Annotated in this window: 17 protein-coding genes; 7 read left to right on the top strand and 10 right to left on the bottom strand. The window is 42.8% G+C overall.

Annotated features, from left to right (window positions below; genetic code table 11):
• Positions 1 to 314 precede the first annotated feature (314 nt).
• The 3 genes from W7W_RS21980 to W7W_RS0109625 all read left to right on the top strand — a co-directional run bounded on the left by W7W_RS21980 (position 315) and on the right by W7W_RS0109625 (position 5,102).
• Positions 315 to 806 (top strand): hypothetical protein, encoded by a 492-nt coding sequence (locus tag W7W_RS21980; RefSeq protein WP_010663569.1) that lies wholly within the window; start codon positions 315 to 317, stop codon positions 804 to 806.
• 29 nt (positions 807 to 835) lie between these two features.
• A complete protein-coding gene (locus W7W_RS0109630; protein WP_010663568.1) occupies positions 836 to 2,962 on the top strand; it encodes a prolyl oligopeptidase family serine peptidase in 2,127 nt (708 codons plus the stop codon).
• A gap of 415 nt (positions 2,963 to 3,377) precedes the next feature.
• Positions 3,378 to 5,102, top strand: a complete 1,725-nt coding sequence (locus tag W7W_RS0109625) for a tetratricopeptide repeat protein (protein WP_010663567.1) — start codon at positions 3,378 to 3,380, stop codon at positions 5,100 to 5,102.
• Positions 5,103 to 5,218: 116 nt separating this feature from the next.
• Here the strand turns inward: W7W_RS0109625 and W7W_RS0109620 are convergent, their stop codons facing one another.
• Complete coding sequence (locus W7W_RS0109620; protein ID WP_010663566.1) at positions 5,219 to 5,767, bottom strand: RNA methyltransferase; 549 nt, start codon at positions 5,765 to 5,767, stop codon at positions 5,219 to 5,221.
• A gap of 88 nt (positions 5,768 to 5,855) precedes the next feature.
• On the opposite strand from W7W_RS0109620, the gene sucC reads away from it, so the two are divergent.
• Positions 5,856 to 7,043, top strand: a complete 1,188-nt coding sequence (gene sucC / locus W7W_RS0109615) for an ADP-forming succinate--CoA ligase subunit beta (protein ID WP_010663565.1) — start codon at positions 5,856 to 5,858, stop codon at positions 7,041 to 7,043.
• Between the two features lie 107 nt (positions 7,044 to 7,150).
• Here the strand turns inward: sucC and W7W_RS0109610 are convergent, their stop codons facing one another.
• The 3 genes from W7W_RS0109610 to W7W_RS0109595 form a co-directional block, all read right to left on the bottom strand.
• A complete protein-coding gene (locus tag W7W_RS0109610; protein WP_010663564.1) occupies positions 7,151 to 8,413 on the bottom strand; it encodes an arginine deiminase in 1,263 nt (420 codons plus the stop codon).
• A gap of 238 nt (positions 8,414 to 8,651) precedes the next feature.
• Entirely contained in the window at positions 8,652 to 8,939 is a 288-nt protein-coding gene (locus tag W7W_RS0109600) for a co-chaperone GroES (RefSeq protein WP_010663563.1), read from the bottom strand.
• Positions 8,940 to 8,958: 19 nt separating this feature from the next.
• A complete protein-coding gene (locus W7W_RS0109595) occupies positions 8,959 to 9,540 on the bottom strand; it encodes a glutaredoxin domain-containing protein (RefSeq protein ID WP_010663562.1) in 582 nt (193 codons plus the stop codon).
• A gap of 182 nt (positions 9,541 to 9,722) precedes the next feature.
• On the opposite strand from W7W_RS0109595, the gene nfo reads away from it, so the two are divergent.
• Positions 9,723 to 10,574, top strand: a complete 852-nt coding sequence (gene nfo, locus W7W_RS0109590) for a deoxyribonuclease IV (RefSeq protein ID WP_010663561.1) — start codon at positions 9,723 to 9,725, stop codon at positions 10,572 to 10,574.
• Positions 10,575 to 10,655: 81 nt separating this feature from the next.
• Positions 10,656 to 11,264 (top strand): DUF4294 domain-containing protein, encoded by a 609-nt coding sequence (locus tag W7W_RS0109585; RefSeq protein WP_234408966.1) that lies wholly within the window; start codon positions 10,656 to 10,658, stop codon positions 11,262 to 11,264.
• Between the two features lie 78 nt (positions 11,265 to 11,342).
• Here the strand turns inward: W7W_RS0109585 and elbB are convergent, their stop codons facing one another.
• On the bottom strand, positions 11,343 to 12,002 hold the full coding sequence (gene elbB / locus W7W_RS0109580) for an isoprenoid biosynthesis glyoxalase ElbB (protein WP_010663559.1): 660 nt from the start codon (positions 12,000 to 12,002) through the stop codon (positions 11,343 to 11,345).
• Positions 12,003 to 12,077: 75 nt separating this feature from the next.
• Between elbB and thpR the strand changes: the two genes are divergently transcribed.
• The gene (thpR, locus tag W7W_RS0109575; protein WP_010663558.1) at positions 12,078 to 12,644 is read left to right on the top strand and encodes an RNA 2',3'-cyclic phosphodiesterase; all 567 of its coding nucleotides are present in this window, start codon (positions 12,078 to 12,080) and stop codon (positions 12,642 to 12,644) included.
• A gap of 118 nt (positions 12,645 to 12,762) precedes the next feature.
• Here thpR and W7W_RS0109570 read toward each other — a convergent pair whose 3' ends face one another.
• The 5 genes from W7W_RS0109570 to W7W_RS0109550 form a co-directional block, all read right to left on the bottom strand.
• Positions 12,763 to 14,145 carry an alpha-amylase family glycosyl hydrolase gene (locus W7W_RS0109570; protein WP_029510543.1) on the bottom strand — a complete coding sequence of 461 codons (1,383 nt, stop codon included), beginning with the start codon at positions 14,143 to 14,145 and terminating at the stop codon, positions 12,763 to 12,765.
• 536 nt (positions 14,146 to 14,681) lie between these two features.
• Entirely contained in the window at positions 14,682 to 16,547 is a 1,866-nt protein-coding gene (locus tag W7W_RS0109565) for a glycoside hydrolase family 13 protein (protein WP_010663556.1), read from the bottom strand.
• A complete protein-coding gene (locus W7W_RS0109560) occupies positions 16,540 to 18,861 on the bottom strand; it encodes a family 65 glycosyl hydrolase domain-containing protein (protein WP_010663555.1) in 2,322 nt (773 codons plus the stop codon). Before W7W_RS0109560 ends, W7W_RS0109565 begins: the two co-directional genes overlap by 8 nt.
• A 269-nt stretch (positions 18,862 to 19,130) precedes the next feature.
• A complete protein-coding gene (pgmB, locus tag W7W_RS0109555) occupies positions 19,131 to 19,775 on the bottom strand; it encodes a beta-phosphoglucomutase (protein WP_010663554.1) in 645 nt (214 codons plus the stop codon).
• A gap of 3 nt (positions 19,776 to 19,778) precedes the next feature.
• On the bottom strand, positions 19,779 to 21,128 hold the full coding sequence (locus W7W_RS0109550) for an MFS transporter (protein ID WP_029510541.1): 1,350 nt from the start codon (positions 21,126 to 21,128) through the stop codon (positions 19,779 to 19,781).
• Positions 21,129 to 21,134: the final 6 nt, after the last annotated feature.

The following is a 21,134-nucleotide window of genomic DNA, read 5'->3' as shown; positions in this document are numbered from 1 at the left end:
CTTTGAATTCTCAAAATATCAACAAATCCCCGGTGGAATATGTTATTCCATCGGGGATTTTGTATTTTTAGCCTGCAATTTAGCCTGGATTAGTCAAAAGTTTTCGTTTTAAGGTGTTCAAGTACTAATAAATGCAGGTGACCACATAGAAAATTGATGAAGGGAATAATCAACTATTTTCAAGGCAATTTTTTTGATTACGCCTGTGTTTTGGTCTTTGTTGAACATTGCAACAGATTAATTATGAACACCCCATGTTGAATTTCCGGGACTTGTACCCGATCTGTTTACTGAATAATCAATATTATAGAATTATGAGCCGCTACCGAACGATTCAACAGTGGTACGATATTTTGAGCAGTCGTCTTAAAGGTGCTCCGCGTGAGAGTATCAGATTTTACAGTCTGGAAGCTTTCCCTCGTTTGATGCACCACCTGGAAACTCATAAAACCGATTGTGAAGTTTGCCGCCGGCACTTTGAGTCGCTGGATGAGATGAGTTTTGAATTGGGGCAATGGATGAAGACCGATGCCCCGGAGATGGTCAATTTTCAGGCCGAATTGGAAGACAGTGTCCGTCATCTGCGTTCCGATCACAAAGTATTCCCTAAAGGCTTGTGGTTGTCCCGGTTTGTGTTGATGGGGATTCTGGTTGGGATTCTTGGTGCATTGATTACCATTGTGGTGGTTGCAGGAGTGGTGATTGGAGGTGTTTTGCTGACGGGAGCCTTTATTGGTATGATGGTGGGTTGGATAGCCGGTAAAAACAAAGAAAGAAAAATTAAAAAACAGAATCGTCTGTATTAGTCGGTTACATCAGTATAAAATCTAAAAAAATGAACTATCGAATTATTATTGTGGCACTGCTTGCTATGGCAACATTATTTTCCTGTAAGGATAAAGGTCCTGATACTCCGGAATATCCGGCAACCAAAAAAGTAGATACTGTTGATGTTTATTACGGGACCGAGGTTGCCGATCCTTATCGATGGTTGGAAGATGACCAGTCTGAAGAGACGAAGGACTGGGTTCAGCGTCAGGTGAAAGTTACCAATAAGTATCTGAGTGAGATTCCATTTCGAGATAAAATAAAAGAGAGACTCACCGAAGTATGGAATTACGAAAAGCAGGGAACTCCTGTTCGTAAAGGGAAATATTGGTTTTTTATGCGGAACAACGGACTTCAGAATCAATATGTTGTGTATGTGAAAGAGGGAATAGACGGAGAAGAAAGAGTATTGCTTGATCCCAACAAATTGTCTGAAGACGGAACCGTGGCTCTTTCGGATTATTCAGTGTCTGAAGATGGTACTTATATGGCTTACTCTATATCTCGTGGCGGCTCTGACTGGCGTGAAATTTATGTCCTGGATGTGGCTACCGGAGAGCAATTGGATGATCATCTGGAATGGGTGAAGTTTTCCGGCATTTCATGGATGGGGGAAGAGGGCTTTGTTTACAGTCGTTATGATGCACCCGCCAAAGGGGAGGAGTTGACCAATGTGAACGAGTTTCAGCAGGTTTTTTATCATAAACTCGGAGAGAAGCAGTCTGAGGATGAGTTGATTTACAAGGATCCTGTGAATGCTTTGCGCAATTTCACTGCAGAAATGGATGATGACAATAAGAGCATTATTCTATCAGGAAGTGAATCGACCAGTAATAATTCATTTCTGATTAGGGAATGGAACGGTGATGAGTGGGCGGTTGCCGATACATCATTCGAAAATAACACCACTTATCTGGGAACGGTAAACGGGAAATATTGGGTCCTGACTGATTTTGATGCCCCCCGTTACCGGATAATGGCTGTGACTCCTGACAACCCCGGAATTGAATACTGGGAGGAAGTGGTCGCTGAAAAGGGAGATGTGCTTAATGGCGTTGCTCTTTCAAAATCGTATGCCGTGGCACATTATATGGTGGATGCCGAATCCAAACTTCTCGTGTTTGATTTTTCAGGAGAAGAGCTTTTTGAAATAGAATTGCCGGGAAGAGGTTCTGTGGGAGCTTTGCGAACCATTCGCGATGATGATGAATTGTTTTACTCCTTTGATTCATATAATGTCCCCGGTCAGGTTATTGACTTTAATCTGGAAACCAAAGATAGCAACGTAATCTTTGAGCCGGAGGTCGATTTTGACGGAGACAACTATGAAACCAGGCTGGTATTCATCGAAGCAGAAGACGGAGCCCAGGTGCCATTGCATATTGTTCATAAAAAAGGTATTGAACTCGACGGCAATAATCCCCTGATGCTTTATGGATACGGAGGATTTAATGTTGTTTATTCGCCTGGATTTGATGTGCGTCTGATACCCTGGCTTGAAAATGGCGGTGTTTATGTTAATGCGCACATCCGTGGAGGGGGAGAATACGGAGAAGACTGGCATCAGGGTGGTACTAAGCTGAATAAACAGAGGGTTTTTGATGATTTTATCCTTGCTGCAGAGAAAGTAATTGAGATGGGTTATACCAATTCGGATAAAATTGCTATTCGTGGTGGCTCCAACGGTGGTCTTTTGTTGGGAGCTGTTGTTAATCAGAGGCCCGAACTGTTCCAGGTTTCTCTGCCGGCAGTGGGGGTGATGGATATGCTTCGTTATCATAAGTTTACCATAGGTTGGGCCTGGGCCGGAGATTACGGTCGCAGCGATGAGAGCGAGGAGATGTTCCGTTATCTATATGGATACTCACCCGTTCATAATATCAAATCGGGGGTAGATTATCCCGCCACCCTTGTTTTTACAGCTGACCATGATGACCGTGTGGTTCCTGCACATTCGTTTAAATATATTGCTACGCTTCAGGACAAATACAAAGGAGAGAATCCTGTGCTTATCAGAATTGAGACCAAAGCCGGACATGGAGCCGGGAAGCCTGTAACCAAACAAATTGAAGAGGTTGCTGATACGCATGCATTTACTTTTTACAATATGGGATTGGAACCATATAATTGGTAAACAGGGTTTAAAAAACCGTGAAAAACTTTATTTTGTCAGCAAAAAAACTTATTATTGTAAATAGTCTTTGTAAAAGAGAAAATTTGTATTGTTTGATAACAAAAATATCTTTGCAAAAAGGGCACTGCAAATAAGGGAAGATGATCGATTGGATCCCCTCACTATTAAAGGGGTGTCGGTTATGTTACTTCCCTTGAAAGGTTTGGCTTATGTTAGATGTTTACAGGAGAAAATGAAACGGGTTTTGTCCAATGTGAATATTCTTCTTTGTGTCACGTTATTTTTTTGTTGAAAAACTTCTATGATTGGCTATATTTGCATTAAATCGTGTTTGAAGTGTTTCATTTATTAAAAACATTCCTAAATTTGTATAGAAGATAGGATTTATTCAAGAACAAATAATTCGGTTAACATTATGAAAAGAACAAGGATCAATCTTTTTGCGACTGTTGCACTTGCTGCTTTGCTGGCCAGCTGCTCCGGTCTGGATAAGATGAAAGACAACGCACCAGACATTAACTATACTGTGACTCCTGAGGTTTTGGAAGCACATGGTGGTCAGGTGCCTGTAACCATCAAGGTACAAGTACCGGGTGGCTACTTCGATAAGAAAACAGAAATTACCGCAACTCCTGTTTTGGTTTATGACGGAGGCGAAACTGCTTATGCTCCTTACGAGTTACAAGGAGAAAGCGTTGATGGTAACGCTAAGGTGATTTCTTATGCCAATGGTGGTCAGTTTACTTATGAAGGAACTGTGGACTACAATGAGAATATGAGAGTCTCTGATCTCGTTGTTCGTGTTACTGCTACTCGTGGTGGTTCATCCATTGACTTTGAGCCAGTAAAAATTGCTGAAGGAGTAATTTCAACTTCTCAATTGCTGGGCAAAAAAGGTGCGATGGCTGCTCTTGGAGAAGATAACTTCCAGCGAGTAACTCCTGAAGTTGGCGAAGCTGATATTCATTATCTGATTCAGCGTTCAAATGTTCGTAACTCAGAATTGAGAAACGAAGACATTAAAACCCTTTCAGAATTTGTGAAGGCCGCCAAAGAAGCTGACAACAAAGAGTTCAAGGGTGCCAATATTTCTGCTTATGCTTCTCCCGACGGACCAATTGATTTGAACACTCGTTTAGCCGGAGATCGTGAAGCGTCAGCAAAAAAATACCTGGAAGGTGCTTTGAATAAAGCCGGAGTTGAAGATGTTACTGCTGAGGATTTCTTCGAACTTCGTAACACTCCCGAAGACTGGGAAGGATTTAAAGCTTTGGTTGAGAAGAGTGACATTGAGGATAAAGACGTTATTCTGAGAGTTCTTTCTACACACAATGATCCTGAAGTTCGTGAGTCAGAAATTAAAAACATGGCTGCTACCTATAAGGTACTTGCTGATGACATTCTTCCTCAGTTGCGTCGTGCCAAGTTGAATGTTAACGTAGAAGTTATCGGAAAATCTGATGATGAGATTTCTGAGCTGGCTTCTTCTTCTCCCGAAGAATTGAAGCTTGAGGAAATTCTTTATGCTGCTACTTTAACTGATGATCTGGGAGAGCAACTTGATATTTACAAAGCTGCTTTAGAACAGCATTCTAATTGCTGGAGAGCTCAGAACAACATTGGTGTTGTACTTATGAAGCAAGGTGATGTTGATGGTGCAAAAGTTGCCTTCGAGAAAGCCAACAACATGAAATCTAATGAGCCTGTAGTGTTGAATAACCTTGGTGTTATTGCTCTTCATGAAGACGATGTTGAGGCTGCTAAAGAATATTTTGATTCAGCTGCCGGTGCCGGTGCTGCTTTGGACAATAACCTTGGTGTGTTGGCCATCTACAATGGCAACTACGACGAGGCTGTTCGTTACTTTGGTAACAGTAACAATTGCAACGCTGCCTTGGCTAAGATTCTTAACGGAAACTATGACGCTGCTTTGGCTACTTTGAATGCCAATGACGCTGAAGTAGGTATCAAGTACTATTTGAAAGCAATTATTGGTGCTCGTCAGAATGACACTGATATGTTGTTTGAAAATCTTGACAAAGCCGTTGAGTTGGATGCTTCTCTGAAAGAAGTTGCTGCAACCGATATGGAATTTGCACGCTACTTTGAAGATGCTTCTTTCAAAGAAATTGTACAATAAGTATAGGTTTATACCTTTAAGATAAAAGAAGAGGCTGCCGTATGGCAGCCTCTTTTTTTGGCTCATGAATGAGAGAATATGTTTCTTTCAATCCTTTCACATTACTGCTGATTAGATTATTGGGGCTCCTTTGACGTGAGCACCCATTTTTTAGACAACTCCCAAAGAACGATTCCCGCCGAAACAGAGACGTTGAAGGAATGCTTTGTTCCGAATTGTGGAATCTCCAGGCATTTGTCACACAGGTCTATTACTTTCTGGTCAACTCCTTTTACTTCGTTGCCCAGAATCACTGCATATTTTTGTTGCGTATCTGTTTGAAACTCTTCCAAAGGGGTACTTTTCTCCACTTGTTCAATTCCGAGAAGTAAATAACCGTTGCTTTTCAACTTTTCTATGGCCTCTGTTGTTTCATTAAAGTATTGCCATTTTACCGAATCTTCAGCTCCCAGGGCCGTTTTATGAATTTCCTTATGGGGCGGAGCAGAGGTAATTCCGCAGAGGTAAACGGCTTCCAGCCGGAAAGCATCGGATGTGCGAAAAATGCTGCCCACATTGTGAAGGCTTCTGACATTGTCCAGAACAACAATTATAGGGGTTTTAGGAGATTCTTTGAATTGTTTGACAGATATTCTGCCAAGTTCATTGAGTTTTAATTTTCGCATTTTTTTAAGGGACAAAATTAGAGATTCTCTTTAAGTCAAACGAATAAAATGAACGTTTAATCATAGTTTTCACAAAAAAATCTACAATATGAATATTCATGAGTACCAGGCAAAGGCAATTCTTAAGCAGAATGGTGTTTCTATACAGGAAGGGTTAATTGCTGATACTGCCGATGAAGCAGTAGAAGCTGCAAAACAACTTCAAGAGCAAACCGGCACAGGTTGGTGGGTGCTAAAAGCTCAGATACACGCCGGAGGCAGAGGAAAAGGTGGCGGTGTGAAGCTGGCTAAAAGTCTTGATGAGGTTCGAGATCTCGCCACAGACATGATTGGTATGCAATTGGTTACCCATCAAACTGGTCCTGAAGGCAAGAAGGTCAGAAAGATTCTGATTGCACAGGATGTCTATTATCCCGGTCCTTCCGAGAAGAAAGAATACTATATGAGTGTTCTGCTTAACAGAGAAACCGGAAAGAATACGATTATGTATTCTGCCGAGGGAGGGGTGGATATTGAAGAGGTGGCGGATAAAACCCCTGAACTGATATTTAAGGAAGAGATAGATCCCGGTACAGGTGTTTTGCCTTTTCAGGCACGTAAGATTGCCTTTAATCTTGGGCTGGAAGGTCAGGCATTTAAGGAGATGACAAGGTTTGTTGCAGCTCTGTACAGAGCTTATGTAGCTGTAGATGCTTCACTTTTTGAGATAAATCCGGTACTAAAGACGACCGACGATAAGATTCTTGCGGTAGATGCAAAAGTGAATCTGGATGACAATGCATTGTTCAGACATCCCGATCTGGCTGATATGCGCGATTTGAATGAGGAAGATGCAACCGAAACCGAAGCAGGAAAGAACAACCTTAATTTTGTGAAACTTGATGGAAATGTTGGTTGTATGGTCAATGGAGCCGGATTGGCAATGGCCACCATGGACATTATTAAATTGTCGGGCGGAGAGCCTGCCAATTTTCTGGATGTGGGAGGTGGCGCCAATGCTGAAACAGTAGAAGCAGGGTTGAAAATTATCTTGTCTGATTCCGCTGTGAAAGCTGTGTTGATCAATGTCTTTGGTGGTATTGTACGTTGCGATAGAGTGGCTTCTGGGGTAGTTGAAGCCTATAAGAACCTTGGGGATATTGAAGTTCCTGTTATTGTGAGGTTACAGGGGACCAATGCTGAAGAGGGAAAAGCAGTAATTGATAACTCAGGGTTAAAAGTACGCTCTGCAATTACGTTGAAAGAAGCCGCAGATATTGTGAAAGAAGTGGTTTAATAAATTCTTTATGCTTGACATGACACTAGTGTCCTGAGAAACTCTTTTTTAGAATAGAGATTGCTTATTAAAAAAATCCCCGGGGAATTTTTCCCGGGGATTTTTTACTACCAGTTAACTTTTGATCTCCTTACAGGCATTGTCATGCAGCGGGCACCACCGCCTCCGCGGGGCAGTTCTGATCCCTCGATGGTGATAACATATTTTTCGTAATCGGAAAGATCTGTTTTGTTGCTGATTACATCTGAAGCTTTGATAATGGAAAAGCCTGCCTGGTTGAGTGCTTCCAGGGTGTGTACGTTTCTGGCATAACCGATTAGCTTTCCGGGGCCATGAGCAAAGAAATTTGCTCCGCTGTGCCATTGTTCCCGCTCCTGCTGCCATAAATCTGTTCCTCCACAAGGCACAGGTCTCAGATCCATTCCCAGACTTTTCAGGCATTGAAGTAAACCTGCTTGTCGGGAGATCTCTTTTACCACACCGTTTTCTATGGTCATAAGGATGGTGGCAAATGAATTCTCCTGACGTAACAATGGTTCGTATATCATACAGGTATCCTTGTCTAGTAAAGTGAAAATCATATCCAAATGGATGAAAGACTCAGGGGATTCCGGGAGTTGTTGTACCACAATGTGTTTTTTCCCTTTTTGTGTTTTTATCTGCTCTGCCAGAAAATCAATGCCCTGAGTGGATGTTCTGGTTCCGTTACCGACAATAAGGATATCGTCTCTGGCGATGAGGACATCTCCGCCTTCAATAAAAGTTTCGGAGCCTACATGCCAGGTGCCCATAGGGTTGATGGTGGTGGTTTTGAAATGTGGTGAAAAGTTAAAAATGGCATCCATGATTATAGACTCCCGTTCTCTTACTTTATTGGCCATTTTGGAAATCATTACCTGGTTGTAAACGGTAACCGAAGCATCACGGGTGAAGAAGAAGTTGTGTAATGGCCGCAGTGCGTATCTTTCATCAGAAAGAAATGTGGTGAGTGAATCCCGTTTCAGAGCGACACCTTCAATAAGCTGTGTGGCCAGTTCTTTGTTGTTGAGCGAAAGCAAATCTTCTTTGATGTTGAGCACTTTCTCCTGAGTACAGATGCGCTCCACAAGCGAGACTTTTATATCTGGATCAATAAGGATTTCTGTCAGCAGATCTTTTACCTGGTATGTTTTTGATACCTTGTTGAGTACTCCGTTGAGTTGCTGATACTCTTCTATGGCTACCGGCAGATTTAGGATGTCACTGTAAAGTGCGCGCTCTGCATTGCCGGGGGTCATATTTTCCACTTCAGGGCCGGGGGTGTGCAGAATTACAGCTTCTAAATTTCCTATCTCGGAAGTCACATGGGGAACTATCGGGGTGCTGCTCATATAAAAAATGCTTTTGTTTTAATTTCAAATGTTTATCGGGATTTTTCAGGCTGTTATCCTCCATCTCAGAATTCAACGATTTATTGGAGATTGGTGTTCATTAAAATGCAATTTAGTGAATGTTTTGAAAAAAAAATCTGATTTTTCCCCATTCAGAAAATAAAAAAGGCCGGTGAAGTCCGGCCTTTTTTGGGAATATTGGAATAATTAAATGTTTTTGTCTGCGAAACGTCAGCGTTTAAATGGCGTCGGTCTCAACTACTTTTCCAAGGATGTCGGAATAGGGAACCAACAAGAAGTTTTTTCCTTCAAATTCAAGTTCGGTTCCTGAGAACTCTTTGTAAAGAACAGAGTCTCCAACAGAAATCTCAGCATTGTCTATGTTGCTGATTCCTGCAACTTTTCCGGCTTTTTCCTTGCTTTTTACACTGTGAGGAATAATAATTCCCGAGGCAGTGGTCTGCTCTGAACTGTCATCCTGAAGCTCAAGCAGCACGTTTTGATTAATGGGTTGTAACTCTTTCATTGTTTATTTATTTTAGTAATTATGCATTGATGCCTAAGAGGCTGTTTATTCTGTTTCTGTCGAACCCAACCACTACCTGACCGTCAATCAGGCTTTGGGGCACTCCTTGCTGACCACTTCGATTAACCATCTCGGCAGCGGCTTTTTCATCCTTACTTACATCAATATCCCTGAACTGAATCTGATTGTTTTTTAGGTAATCTTTTAAGGTTCTGCACCACGAACAAGTGGGAGTGGAATAGACAATTACCTGTTTCTGTCTCTGATTATCTTTGGCGTTGCTGATGATGGCATGTGGGTTAAAAAAAGCCTCCAGAGCTCCCTCCCGGTGGCATCCTTTCAGATAGCGTGCAGGAGTTTCTTTCTTGAATTCTATCAGCGTGGGGGCCGAATTGATATTGTACTCGGGATGAACATCTTTCACTTCGGCAACGTTTACCGAGAACACAGGAGTCGCATTATCAGACTTCATGGCGTCGAGGTTTGAAAGGGCACAGTTGCTTTGTTCAGAACCCTTTTTGTATACCAGCAAAAACAGGTTGGGATGCGATTTCAATCGCTCTTTGAAATCCTGAAGTGATGTAATAGATGTATGTTTCATTTCTTAATTAAATATTATAGTATCTACAAAAATACATAAATACATAAATCAGAAATGGTGCCAATCCTGAGAGGTTGTCAAAATGTCAGTTTTAATGTTTTGAGTTTTTATGTTATTTTGTGAGAAGATAAATCTATTGCGGACCAAGTGTAAATTATTATAACTTTCTAAAAGGAATTGAAATGACTAAAAAGTTTATCGGAGCTCATGTGAGTGCAGCCGGAGGAGTAGAGAATGCTCCGGTTAATGCAGCCGAAATAGGGGCCACTGCCTTTGCATTGTTCACTAAGAATCAGCGTCAGTGGAAATCCAAACCACTTACAGAGGAGAACATCAGTAAGTTTAAAAAGAATTGTAAAGAACTGGGATTTTCGCCCCGTTATATTTTACCACATGACAGTTATCTGATTAATCTCGGGCATCCGGAGAAAGCCGGCATTGAAAAGTCGCGGGAAGCCTTTCTGGATGAGATGCAACGATGTGAGCAGTTGGGACTGGAACTGCTGAATTTTCATCCGGGAAGCCACCTTAAGAAAATTTCGGAGGATGAATGTCTTCAGCGGGTGGCCGAGTCGGTAAATATTGCTCTGGACAAAACAAAAGGAGTGACGGCAGTAATTGAGAATACTGCAGGTCAGGGCTCCAATGTGGGTTATCGGTTTGAGCATCTGGCACGAATCATTGAGTTGGTGGATGATAAATCCCGCGTTGGGGTATGCATTGATACCTGTCATGGTTGGGCCGGCGGTTATGATTTTTTGTCAGACAATGGTTACGAGGAAAGTTGGACTACATTTGACGAGTTGGTGGGTTTAAAATATCTGAAAGGTTTGCATCTGAATGATGCCAAAAAGGATGTGGGAAGCAAGGTGGATCGTCATGCGAGTCTTGGAGACGGTTATATGACCAAAAAAACATTTGAACGAATGATGAAAGACGATCGGTTTAATGAACTTCCGATAATCTTGGAAACTCCGGACCCAGAGCGCTGGCCCGATGAAATCAAATGGCTCAGGGAGGAGGCCGGCATTTGAATTGAATATTTTCTGAATAAAACCGGTTAGGTAAGCTTTTTGCAGATACTTTGTGTAAAGAGGATTGAACAGATGATTGTTATGAGAAGATATATGGTTTTGACAGCTCTTTTATTGGTGCTTGCTGCTTCCGTATCTGCCCAGAATGTGCGGACGGAAGAGATGGCCGGTAATGAGGTGTATCTTCTTGAATCTAAGGTTGTACAGGGTGATACCATTCCGCACATTGTACTGCGAGAAGTTAAAGTTGTTCCCGACTGGAAATTTAGGAATAAGCGTGAGCGCAAGACCTATAACCGTTTTGTGAAAAATATAAAAGTTGCTCTTCCTTATGCAAGAGCAGCTGCACATAAATTGAATTCAATAAATGCGGAACTGGGGCAGATTGAGCGTGAAAAAGAACGCAAGGAATTTTTGAAAGAAGCCGAGAAAGAGTTGTTCAACGAATTTGAAAAACCCTTGCGGAAACTTACTTTTTCTCAGGGACGTATGCTCATTAAACTGATCGACCGGGAAACCGGAGATACCAGTTACAATCTGATAAAGGAATATAAAGGAGGGTTTTCAGCTTTCTTTTGGCAATCGGTAGCCCGGCTGTTTGGTTCAAACTTGAAGGACGAATACGACGGTGAAAGAGAAGACCGGATGATTGAGCACATCATAATTATGATTGACAACGGGATGTTGTAGTGGTTTTATGCTATGATTTCGTTTGAAGTTTAAAAGTAAGAAGGCAGTAAAACACCCGGCTATTCATTTATAAGTTAATTAATCCATCATTTTAAATACTGCGTTTACCACATTTTCTGCTCCTTCGGCAATCTGAGTGATTTTCGCATCCAGCATATAGCAGGGAGTGGTGGCAATTTTAAGGTTTTCGTCAGTAACCACTTCGCCATGTGTGGTATTTACATGTGTGGCTCCCATGGCCTGTATCGCTTCAGCAGTGCCCTGCTCAGAACCAATGGTCATTTTTGCATTTCCGAATATTTTTGCCAGTATCACCGGGGAAATACACAAAGCTCCAATGGGCTTTCCCCCCTTGTGGATGTCTATGATTGCTTTTTCAACATCTTTGTTTACGGTGCAATCAGGCCCGTCAAAAGCAAAAGAACTCAGGTTCTTAGCTGCTCCAAATCCACCCGGAAACATAAGCGCATCAAAGTCTGCAGCATTGAACCTACTCAGCGGCTTAATATTACCTCGTGCAATTCTTGCAGACTCAATCAATACATTGCGTTTTTCAGCCATTTCGTCACCCGATATATGATTAATCACATGGTGTTGTTGCACATCGGGGGCGAAAATCTCATATTCGGCACCGGCTTTTTCAATGGCCCAAAGCGTAAAAACGGATTCATGTATTTCTGCGCCATCAAATACTCCGCATCCTGACAGTATTACTGCAATTCTCTTTCTTTCAGACATTATTTTCTCTATTTTGGTGATTATTGGAAAAGACTAATTTAAAATTTTTTGGTTCTATATGCAAAGTCATTTGTTATGGAAAAAATCAGGATTTTTCTGGGAGTCGGATTGGGGAAAATCTCTTTGTTAAACGAATGGATGATTACTCTTCGGCAGTTGGGGTACGACGATCAGTTGAGATGGACCCGGCCTGATCAATGGCACATCACCCTGAAATTTATCGGAAGTTTTTCTGTTTCCTCCATCCCGGAACTTGCAGGAAAGTTAAGAAATGGTTTCAACCAAAAAGCGGGGGAGCAATTGGTCGTTAAAGGTGCCGGATTCTTTGGTTCATTGCAGTCACCCAAAGTTTTGTGGGCAGGAGTAGAAAGGTCTGACTGGCTGGATGAATTGAATAAAATAGCAGAAGATATTTGCCTGGAAACGGGCATCCCGGAGAGTCCAAAACCATTTTCCCCTCATCTTACGCTGGCCCGAATAAGAAAGCTTAAGCGTCCAGTAAGATTGATTGAGGAAGTTAAACGGCAAGGAGAAACCCTGTGGGACAAGGTCCGGGTGAATGAGGTAGGGTTATACAAAAGTGAATTAACCCCTGATGGGCCTGAATACTCTGTTCTCAATAAATTCAAATTACTGATTTGAAAAAAGGGCTGATCTACGGTAATGCCGAAGATCAACCCTTTTGTGTGAATTAATAATTCATCTCGTCATTGCAGATGCAATGCAGTAAAGTCTATGATTGGTCGGTTAAGGTCAATCGTTATTTTACAAATATTTTGAATTCCCGGGGTTGAAGCAACAGTCCGTTGATTGGGAGAGTTGTTTCTTCACCGTTGAAATATTCGGTAAAGGTTCCTTCGGGTCCGTTTTCCACGAATGCAGAGATTGAACTTTCCGAAAAGTTGAAAAGTGCTACGACAGTGTTTCCCCCTTTTTGTCTGGAGAAACAGAATAGTGATTCGGTATCATTGGTTTCAATGATTTTCAGATCACCCCCAAATTCTCCATTCCATAAGGCGGGATTGTCGGTTTTTAGTTGGGTAAGGGTCTGGTAGAATTCAGTCATTTCCTCTCCACCGGTCCAGTCAATCTGATCTTTTTCAAAAAATTCGAGTTTTTTATTGAGACCGACTTCCTGGCCTGAATAAATCAGGGGCATTCCTTCCACTACAAACGTAAGGGCAGCCATGGTTTTGGCGGCATCCCCCATCCGTTCCCAAACCGTGCCGTTCCAGCTGTTCTCGTCGTGATTTGTGGTAAACTGCATAGGCCATGAACCTTCAGGATACAGCGAATCAATTTTTTGGAAATATTCAGCTAGGTGTGTGGCATTTTGTTCGTTTTGGGCCACTTTATTCATGATGTGATGGAAAGACCATCCGTAGTTGGCATTGAATGCATTTTCAAGTAATGAAATCTCTTCCTCATCTTCGGCAAGCATCCACACCGGCTTCACTGCCTCGATAGCAGTTCGTGCATCCTCCCAGAAATCTACCGGTACCATTCCGGCCACATCGCAACGATAGCCGTCAATATTGGCCTCTTTTACCCAGAATGTGAGGGCATCAGTCATGGCCTGGCGCATCTCTTTATTGTCGTAGTTTAAACCTGCCACATCTGTCCAGTCCTCTACAGGAGCAATGATTTCACCCTCTTCATTTTGCAGGTACCACTCAGGGTTGGTCTCCGTCCACGGATGATCCCAGGCAGTATGGTTGGCTACCCAGTCGAGAATCAGGTGCATGTCCATTTCATGTGCTTTATCCACAAGGGCTTTAAAATCTTCCATGGTTCCGAATTCCGGATTGATGGCTTTGTAGTTTTTGATTGAATAATAAGAACCCAGGGTGCCTTTTCTGTTTTTTTCTCCGATGGGATGAACCGGCATCAGCCAGAGAATATCCACACCGAGTTCTTTCAATCGGGGAAGATGTTCTGCAAATGCATTGAAGGTTCCTTCTTCGGTATATTGACGAATGTTTACCTCGTAAATGACTGCATCTTTGGTCCACTCAGGCAGGGGACTGTTGCTGGTGTATTCACTTGACGCTTCCTTCGAGGCATCTTTCTGGGAGGCGGTCTGGCAGGAAGATATCAGAAACAGAACTGCCAATAAAAGGCTGATGGTTTTTAAATTTCGCATATTTCGCATATTTCGCATTTTTGTAATTGTTGTGTTTTTAAAAGGCCGAAGGTCTTTAAGCAATAGTCTGGGGCAACGGCCCCTCTCAGGCTTTCAGTTTTCAGTTTGTTTACATCTTACCTGTCTTATGTACAAGGCAGGTTAAATATTATGAATGTGGTGGCATCGTTTTGGATGAAAGCGAGGCCCCACATTCATAATTACAGGGATTTAATAAAAAACCGGAAAAAACAACCGGAAAATGTTTTGTGAAAGCAACAGAAAGGCTTATTAGACTTCCTGTTGCAGACTTTCACGGAACAGATATTAAATGTGGCTAATGAATAAACCGGGTTAATTCGTGCCAGTCCATAAACTAAGCATTTTTCACGTGTTTGAGATAGAAAGTTCAAATTCAAGGCGTGTGAAAAATCTAAACTGCAGTCCCGAAGTAGCTTTTGTAAGGTTTTTTAAACAAAAAACCAACAAAAAGCACAATCGGGATGAATATTTAGATTTTGAGCAACAACGCAGAAGTTGGACTTTATAGACAAACACTAATTTAATTCAATAATTCTTGCTGATTTGGAAGGCACTTCGAAGTTCTCAAAAGTTACTGCTTCACCGGTCATGATGTCTTTTCCGTTAGAATATTTTGAAAGGATTTCGTCGAACCGCTCCCCATTTACTGTGCGGTTTTCGTCATTGGAATTGTTGAGCAACACCATTACCGCCTGATCGTCCAGATACCTGAAATAGACATATACATTGTTTTCCGGAACAAAATGCAATGTTTTACCATGTTGAATGGCTTCACTGGTTTTACGATAGTTAAGGATTTTGGTCAGATAATCGAATATCTCATTTTGCTCATCCGTACGTCCTTCTCGGGTAAATGCATTCACGTCATCGCCATCCCATCCGCCAGGGAAATCATGGCGAATATGTGCGTGCCCTTCGTATCCGTTTCCGTCCATAAGCAACTCGGTACCATAGTACCATTGTGGAATTCCCCGAACGGTGGCAAAGAAGGCTGTGACCATCTTGAGACTTCTGAGATCGTTGTTTAGAACATTGTAAATGCGTCCTACGTCATGGTTTTCAGGGAATACCATCAGATTGTTGATGTCCGGGTAAAGATGATCGTTGGCCAATACATCGTACAGTCGCATAAGACCATCACTCCAGCCTCCTCCTTTTTCATTGAAGGCCACATGCATGGCATCCATCAGCGGGAAGTCCATGATGCTTTTGAGGTGGGAGTTAAAACCATCACTGTTTGGGAAATCTTTTTGCCAGTAGCAAAGTTTTGCAGCCTCCCCAATCCATGCTTCTCCCACAATATTGAAATTGGGATATTCCAGGTTGATGCGTTTGTTCCACTTCGCCATTCCATGTTTGTCGGGGTAAGGATAGGTATCCTGACGGATTCCCTGCAGCCCGGCATATTCAATCCACCAAATGCTGTTTTGAATGAGGTAATTAAGCATTAAATCGTTTCTCAGATTCAGATCGGGCATGGAGGTGTCGAACCATCCTTCTGTAGCTAACTTAATGTCGGCTTGCGAGGCATTGGGGTCAGAAATGGTTGACAATCTGTAGTTTGATCTCACAAAACTATCGTAGTTGATCCAGTCGTCCGATGGCAGATCTTCCATCCACCAGTGTTTGCTTCCACAGTGATTGAAAATCATGTCTTTGATGACTTTGAGTCCTTTTTCGTTGGCCTTTTCAACCAGTTGGCGGTATTCCTCATTGGTTCCGTACCGCGGGTCTATTTTGTAATAGTTTGTAGTGGCATATCCATGGTAAGAAGATTCGGGTTGGTCATTTTCCAGCACAGGATTAAGCCAGATGGCAGTAAAGCCCATATCAGCAATGTAATCCAGGTGATTCATGATTCCCTGTAGATCGCCTCCGTGACGACCATAAGGTGCCTCGCGGTCCGCTTTTTCTCGCATTCCCGGAATGTTATCGTTGTCAGGGTTGCCATTGGCAAAGCGGTCGGGCATCAGCAGGTAAACGGCATCGGAACTGGTAAAACCCTGGCGATGGGCTGAACCATCTTCCCGTTCGTTTAACTCCAGCACCATTGTTTTTCTGATTTTTTTGCCATCGGAGAAATTAATTTCCACTTTACCTGGTTTTGCATCATCCTCAATCAGCATATCGATAAACAGATAGTTGGGGTTTTCTACTGCGATGATACGTTCAATTGAAACTCCTTCGTAATCAATCTCCGGGCGAAGTTGAGCAATATCTTCGCTGTAAGCCATCAACTGTACAACAGGATTTTTGAACCCGATCCACCAGGATGAAGGTTCAAGACGTTCTTTAACTTCTGATTTCGCCATAGCAGGAATGGATCCGGCCAGAATAAGAATGGCGAAAAGAAGGGTAGTTATTCTACTTTTATTAAGCATGATAATTTACATTTATTGGTTCTTTGATTGATTTTCCGGGGGCCAGAGAAATCTCTTTTCCGTAAACGATCAGTGAAATTTTCTCATCAGCATGCGAGCAAATTTCCACTTCATCCCGAGTTACTTTCACCTCAAGATTCTTTTCGTGAAAACGGATATTGAAAGCATACTCTTTCCATTGATGGGGAATGATTGGCGAGAGTCTTAATTTGCCGTCTTTGTAAACCCGCTTACCTCCGAATCCTTCAACGATGGACATCCAGGTTCCTGCCATACTGGTAATGTGCAGGCCTTCATGTACTTCTCTGTTGTAGTCGTCGATGTCCAGACGGCTGGTTCTCAGGTACATTTCGTATGCTTTGTCCAGGTTGCCGATACGGGCAGCCAGAATATTATGAACACATGGGGAAAGGGATGATTCGTGGACGGTACGTGGTTCATAGAACGCAAAGTTCCTGCGAATTGTTTCAGTATCGAATTCTTCCTCGAACAGATAAATCCCCTGAAGCGTATCGGCCTGTTTAATAAAGCAGGAGCGAAGGATGCGATCCCATGACCAATGCTGGTTGATCGGGCGAACAGAAGGACTTAATTCATCGGCGGTAATCTGTTCCTTATCCAGATATCCGTCCTGCTGAAGAAAAACCTCCTGATCTTTGCTGTAGGGAAGGTGCAGGTTGGTAGCCACAGATTTCCACACACTGGTTTCAGTGGAGGTATCGAGGTTTACTTTTTCTGCGATTTCTTCAAATCGTTCGGGATAGTTTTTACGGACAATGTCAATGGCTTCACGCGCATAAGTGAGACACCACTGTGCTATTTTGTTGGTGAACCAGTTGTTATTGACATTGTTTTCGTATTCATTGGGCCCGGTTACGCCCAGTATTACAAATTTCTTTTTATCGTGCGAGAAGGTGGCACGCTGGCTCCAAAAGCGGGCAATGCCTACCAATACTTCCAATCCATATTCTGACAGGTATTTGATATCTCCTGTGTGTCGGATATAGTTGTAAATGGCAAATGCGATAGCTCCATTGCGGTGAATCTCCTCAAAAGTGATTTCCCACTCGTTGTGGCACTCTTCCCCGTTGATGGTAACCATAGGGTAGAGGGCAGCACCATTTGTGAATCCGAGTTTCTCCGCATTTTCAATAGCTTTTTGGAGGTGTTTGTAACGGTAAACCAAAAGGTTGCGAACAACCTTTTGAGGTGCGGTCATCAGGAAAAACGGGATTCCGTAAGCTTCCGTATCCCAGTAAGTTGTCCCGCCGTATTTTTCACCGGTAAAACCTTTAGGCCCTACATTTAATCGCTCATCTTCCCCGGTGTAAGTTTGGTTCAGATGAAAAATGTTGAAACGAATCCCCTGCTGTGCTGCAACATCCCCTTTGATTTTAATGTCTCCCAGGTTCCAGATGTTTTCCCAGTGTTGTTTTTGTTCTTCCAACAGAGTTTTGAATCCAAGCAATCTGGCTTCAGAGGCTTGTTTCTTTGCGGCACCGGTCAATTCGTCAGGTTTGTGATTGAGCGAACTGCAAACACCTACATATTTGATAAGGGTAATTGTTTGGTTTCTGTCAGCTTTTATGGTGATGTGGTTACCTGCGAAGGTTTCGTTTTTCACCGTCTGAATGTCGAAGTTGTCAGTTCCGGAAATTTCCGTCTCCATGGCAAAGGCTACCTGGAAATCAGATTTTTTGGTCTGTGAAAGAAGAGACGCCTTGCCTTCATCGACATCTGTTTCCAGGATATTCCAGAATTTTTCGTCGTAATTGCTGTCCTCATTCTCCACATCTCCGTCAATGTATGGCGAAAAGATGATTTTACAATCTTTTTCCGGAGTTACAGAATATCTGATGACACCAGTTTCATTGCGTGTCATACTCAGGAATCTTTCTGTTTTTACAGAGAGTTTATTACCGTTATTGAGTGTGACATCAAAAGAACGACTTAGAACTCCGGATTTCATATCCAGAACTCGTTGGAATTTCTCTACATCGGCAGCTTTAAATAAGTCTAATGTTTCTCCGTCGATATTTACATCAATACCAATCCAGTTGGGGGAGTTTAATACTTTGGCAAAGTATTCGGGGTATCCGTTTTTCCACCAGCCCACACGGGTTTTATCCGGATAATAGACACCGGCAACATAGCTGCCCTGAAGAGTGGGACCGCTCCATGCTTCCTCAAAGTTTGCACGCTGTCCCATCTGGCCGTTTCCAAGGCTGAAAATACTTTCGGATGCTTTATGGTGGTCAGGACTGAAGCCTTCTTCTATTATTCGCCACTCATCCTGCTTCAAATATTGTCTCATTTTCGTTATTGTTAAGTGATTGTCAAAAGCGGTGTTGTTTAAAAATCCATCTTTATGTTGATTGATTTTCGCTTTTGCGGGGTAATCAATTATATGCTAATTAGTGCCTGTTCATAAACTAAGCAAATTCTGTTTTTAGAGCTGTTTCTGGTCAGAGAGTGCCAATTGCAAGGCTTGCGAAGCCGCCAAAAACGGAGTTTACTAATCGTGAATGAGTATTTTGGCGGCAAGCGTAACGACGCAAGTGGTACTTTATGGACAGAAACTAATTAGAGCTTTGATAATTTATCAAAGTTCATCTCATGTAACCCGGAAACTACCAGGTGAGCTTTGCCCAATACTTCGGGTGTTCCTATGCCCACACATTTCATTCCTCCGGCAAGGGCTGCTTCCACGCCTGCTTCTGCATCTTCAAATACGACGCATTCTCCGGGCAGGACATTCAGCTCTTCAGCTCCTTTGAGAAATACTTCAGGATCAGGTTTGGCTTTGCTTACTTTGGTGCCGTCCACCACAGCATCAAACCAGTCGGTAAGTTGCAACCGATCCAGTATGGTCATGGCATTTTTACTGGCTGATCCGAGGGCTATTTTTATATTGTTCTCCTTGAGTTCTTTGATGAATTCGGTAGCTCCCGGCAGAATCTCATCCGGTTTCATTTGAGTGATAAAAGAGCGGTAATGATCATTTTTCCGGGTTGCCAGCTCTTCTTTCTTCTCTTGCTCCATCTCGATGTTGCCTATCTCCAGAAGAATGTCGAGCGATCTCATCCGGCTCACGCCTTTTAAGCGTTCATTGTCTTTTTCTGTAAACTCAAATCCCAGTTCTTCAGCAAGAGCTTTCCAGGCAATAAAATGATAGCGTGCAGTATCTACAATCACACCGTCCAAATCGAATAAACAAGCTTTAATCATGGCTTAATTTTCTTTATCTTCAACAAAATAGACTGCACCGGCTGCGATCAATAAGCTGACACCGGCAATAATTAATGCGTAAATGGCCTGAGAATTGAACAGGCTTTTCAATATGGGGCCACTTGCCAATCCGTTAACAATTTGCGGAATGGTGATGAAAAAGTTAAAAAGGCCCATATATATTCCCATCTTTTTGGCCGGTAGAGCTCCGGATAAGATTGCGTAGGGCATTGAAAGAATACTTGCCCAGGCTATTCCAACACCAATCATTGGAATTATAAGCATGTCAGGGTCTTTCACAAAATAGATGGAGATGAGCGCTGCAGCACCGATGAAGAGTGAAAGGGCATGGGTGGTTTTACGGCTGGTTGCTTTGGCTATAAAGGGCAATAAAAGTGCGTAAAGGGCGGCCACTCCGTTGTAAACGCCGAACAGCACCCCGACCCAGTTTCCGGCATCGTTGTACATCTCTGAGCTGGTATCACTTACCGGCAGGTTGTAAACATGTTGGGCAATGGCCGGTGTGGTATAAACCCACATCCCGAAAAGTGCCAGCCATGAGAAGAACTGAACGACTCCCAGCTGTTTCATGGTGCGGGGCATTGCAGCAAAATCTTTCATGATCTGCACAAAGCCATTCTCTTTTTTTATGACTTCAGTTGCAGGGTTGATTTCTGCATCCTCCCCGGTATATTCCTCCAGTTCTTTCGGAGAATATTCCCTGGTGGTTACTATTGTCCAGATAATGGTTACAATCAATACGGCAGCTCCAATGTAAAAGGAGAAAATAACGTTATCGGGTACACTACCGGCCGGAGCGGTCTTTGAAATATTAAACCATTCTGCCAGTGCATAGGTAATCCAGGAACCTACCACTGCACCAATACCGATGAGTGTTGATTGTACCGAAAAACCCATGGTTCGCTGGTCCAGAGGTAACTTGTCGGCTACCAGTGCCCTGAAAGGTTCCATGGAGATGTTAATGGAAGCATCCATGATCATCAACATTCCTGCTCCCACAAACATGGGGGGAATGATGGATGCCAGAATTTCCGCATTGGGCATGAATATCAGTGCCAGAGCTGCAAAGATGGCTCCAAAGAGAAAATAGGGGCGTCTGCGACCCAGTTTGGTCCAGGTTTTGTCGCTGTAATGACCCACAATAGGTTGGATGAGCATTCCGGTGATGGGTGCTGCCAGCCAAAACCATCCCAGGTGCTCTATGTCAGCACCAAAGGTCTGCAAAATGCGGCTGGCATTGGCATTTTGGAGTGCAAACCCAAACTGGATCCCCAGAAAGCCAATGCTCATATTCCATATCTGGGCTTTTGATAATCGAGGTAACTTCTTCATGTTTCG

It is taken from the genome of Marinilabilia salmonicolor JCM 21150 (assembly GCF_000259075.1).
In the GTDB taxonomy this organism is placed as follows: domain Bacteria; phylum Bacteroidota; class Bacteroidia; order Bacteroidales; family Marinilabiliaceae; genus Marinilabilia; species Marinilabilia salmonicolor.
This window is presented reverse-complemented; position numbering and strand designations above follow the sequence as displayed.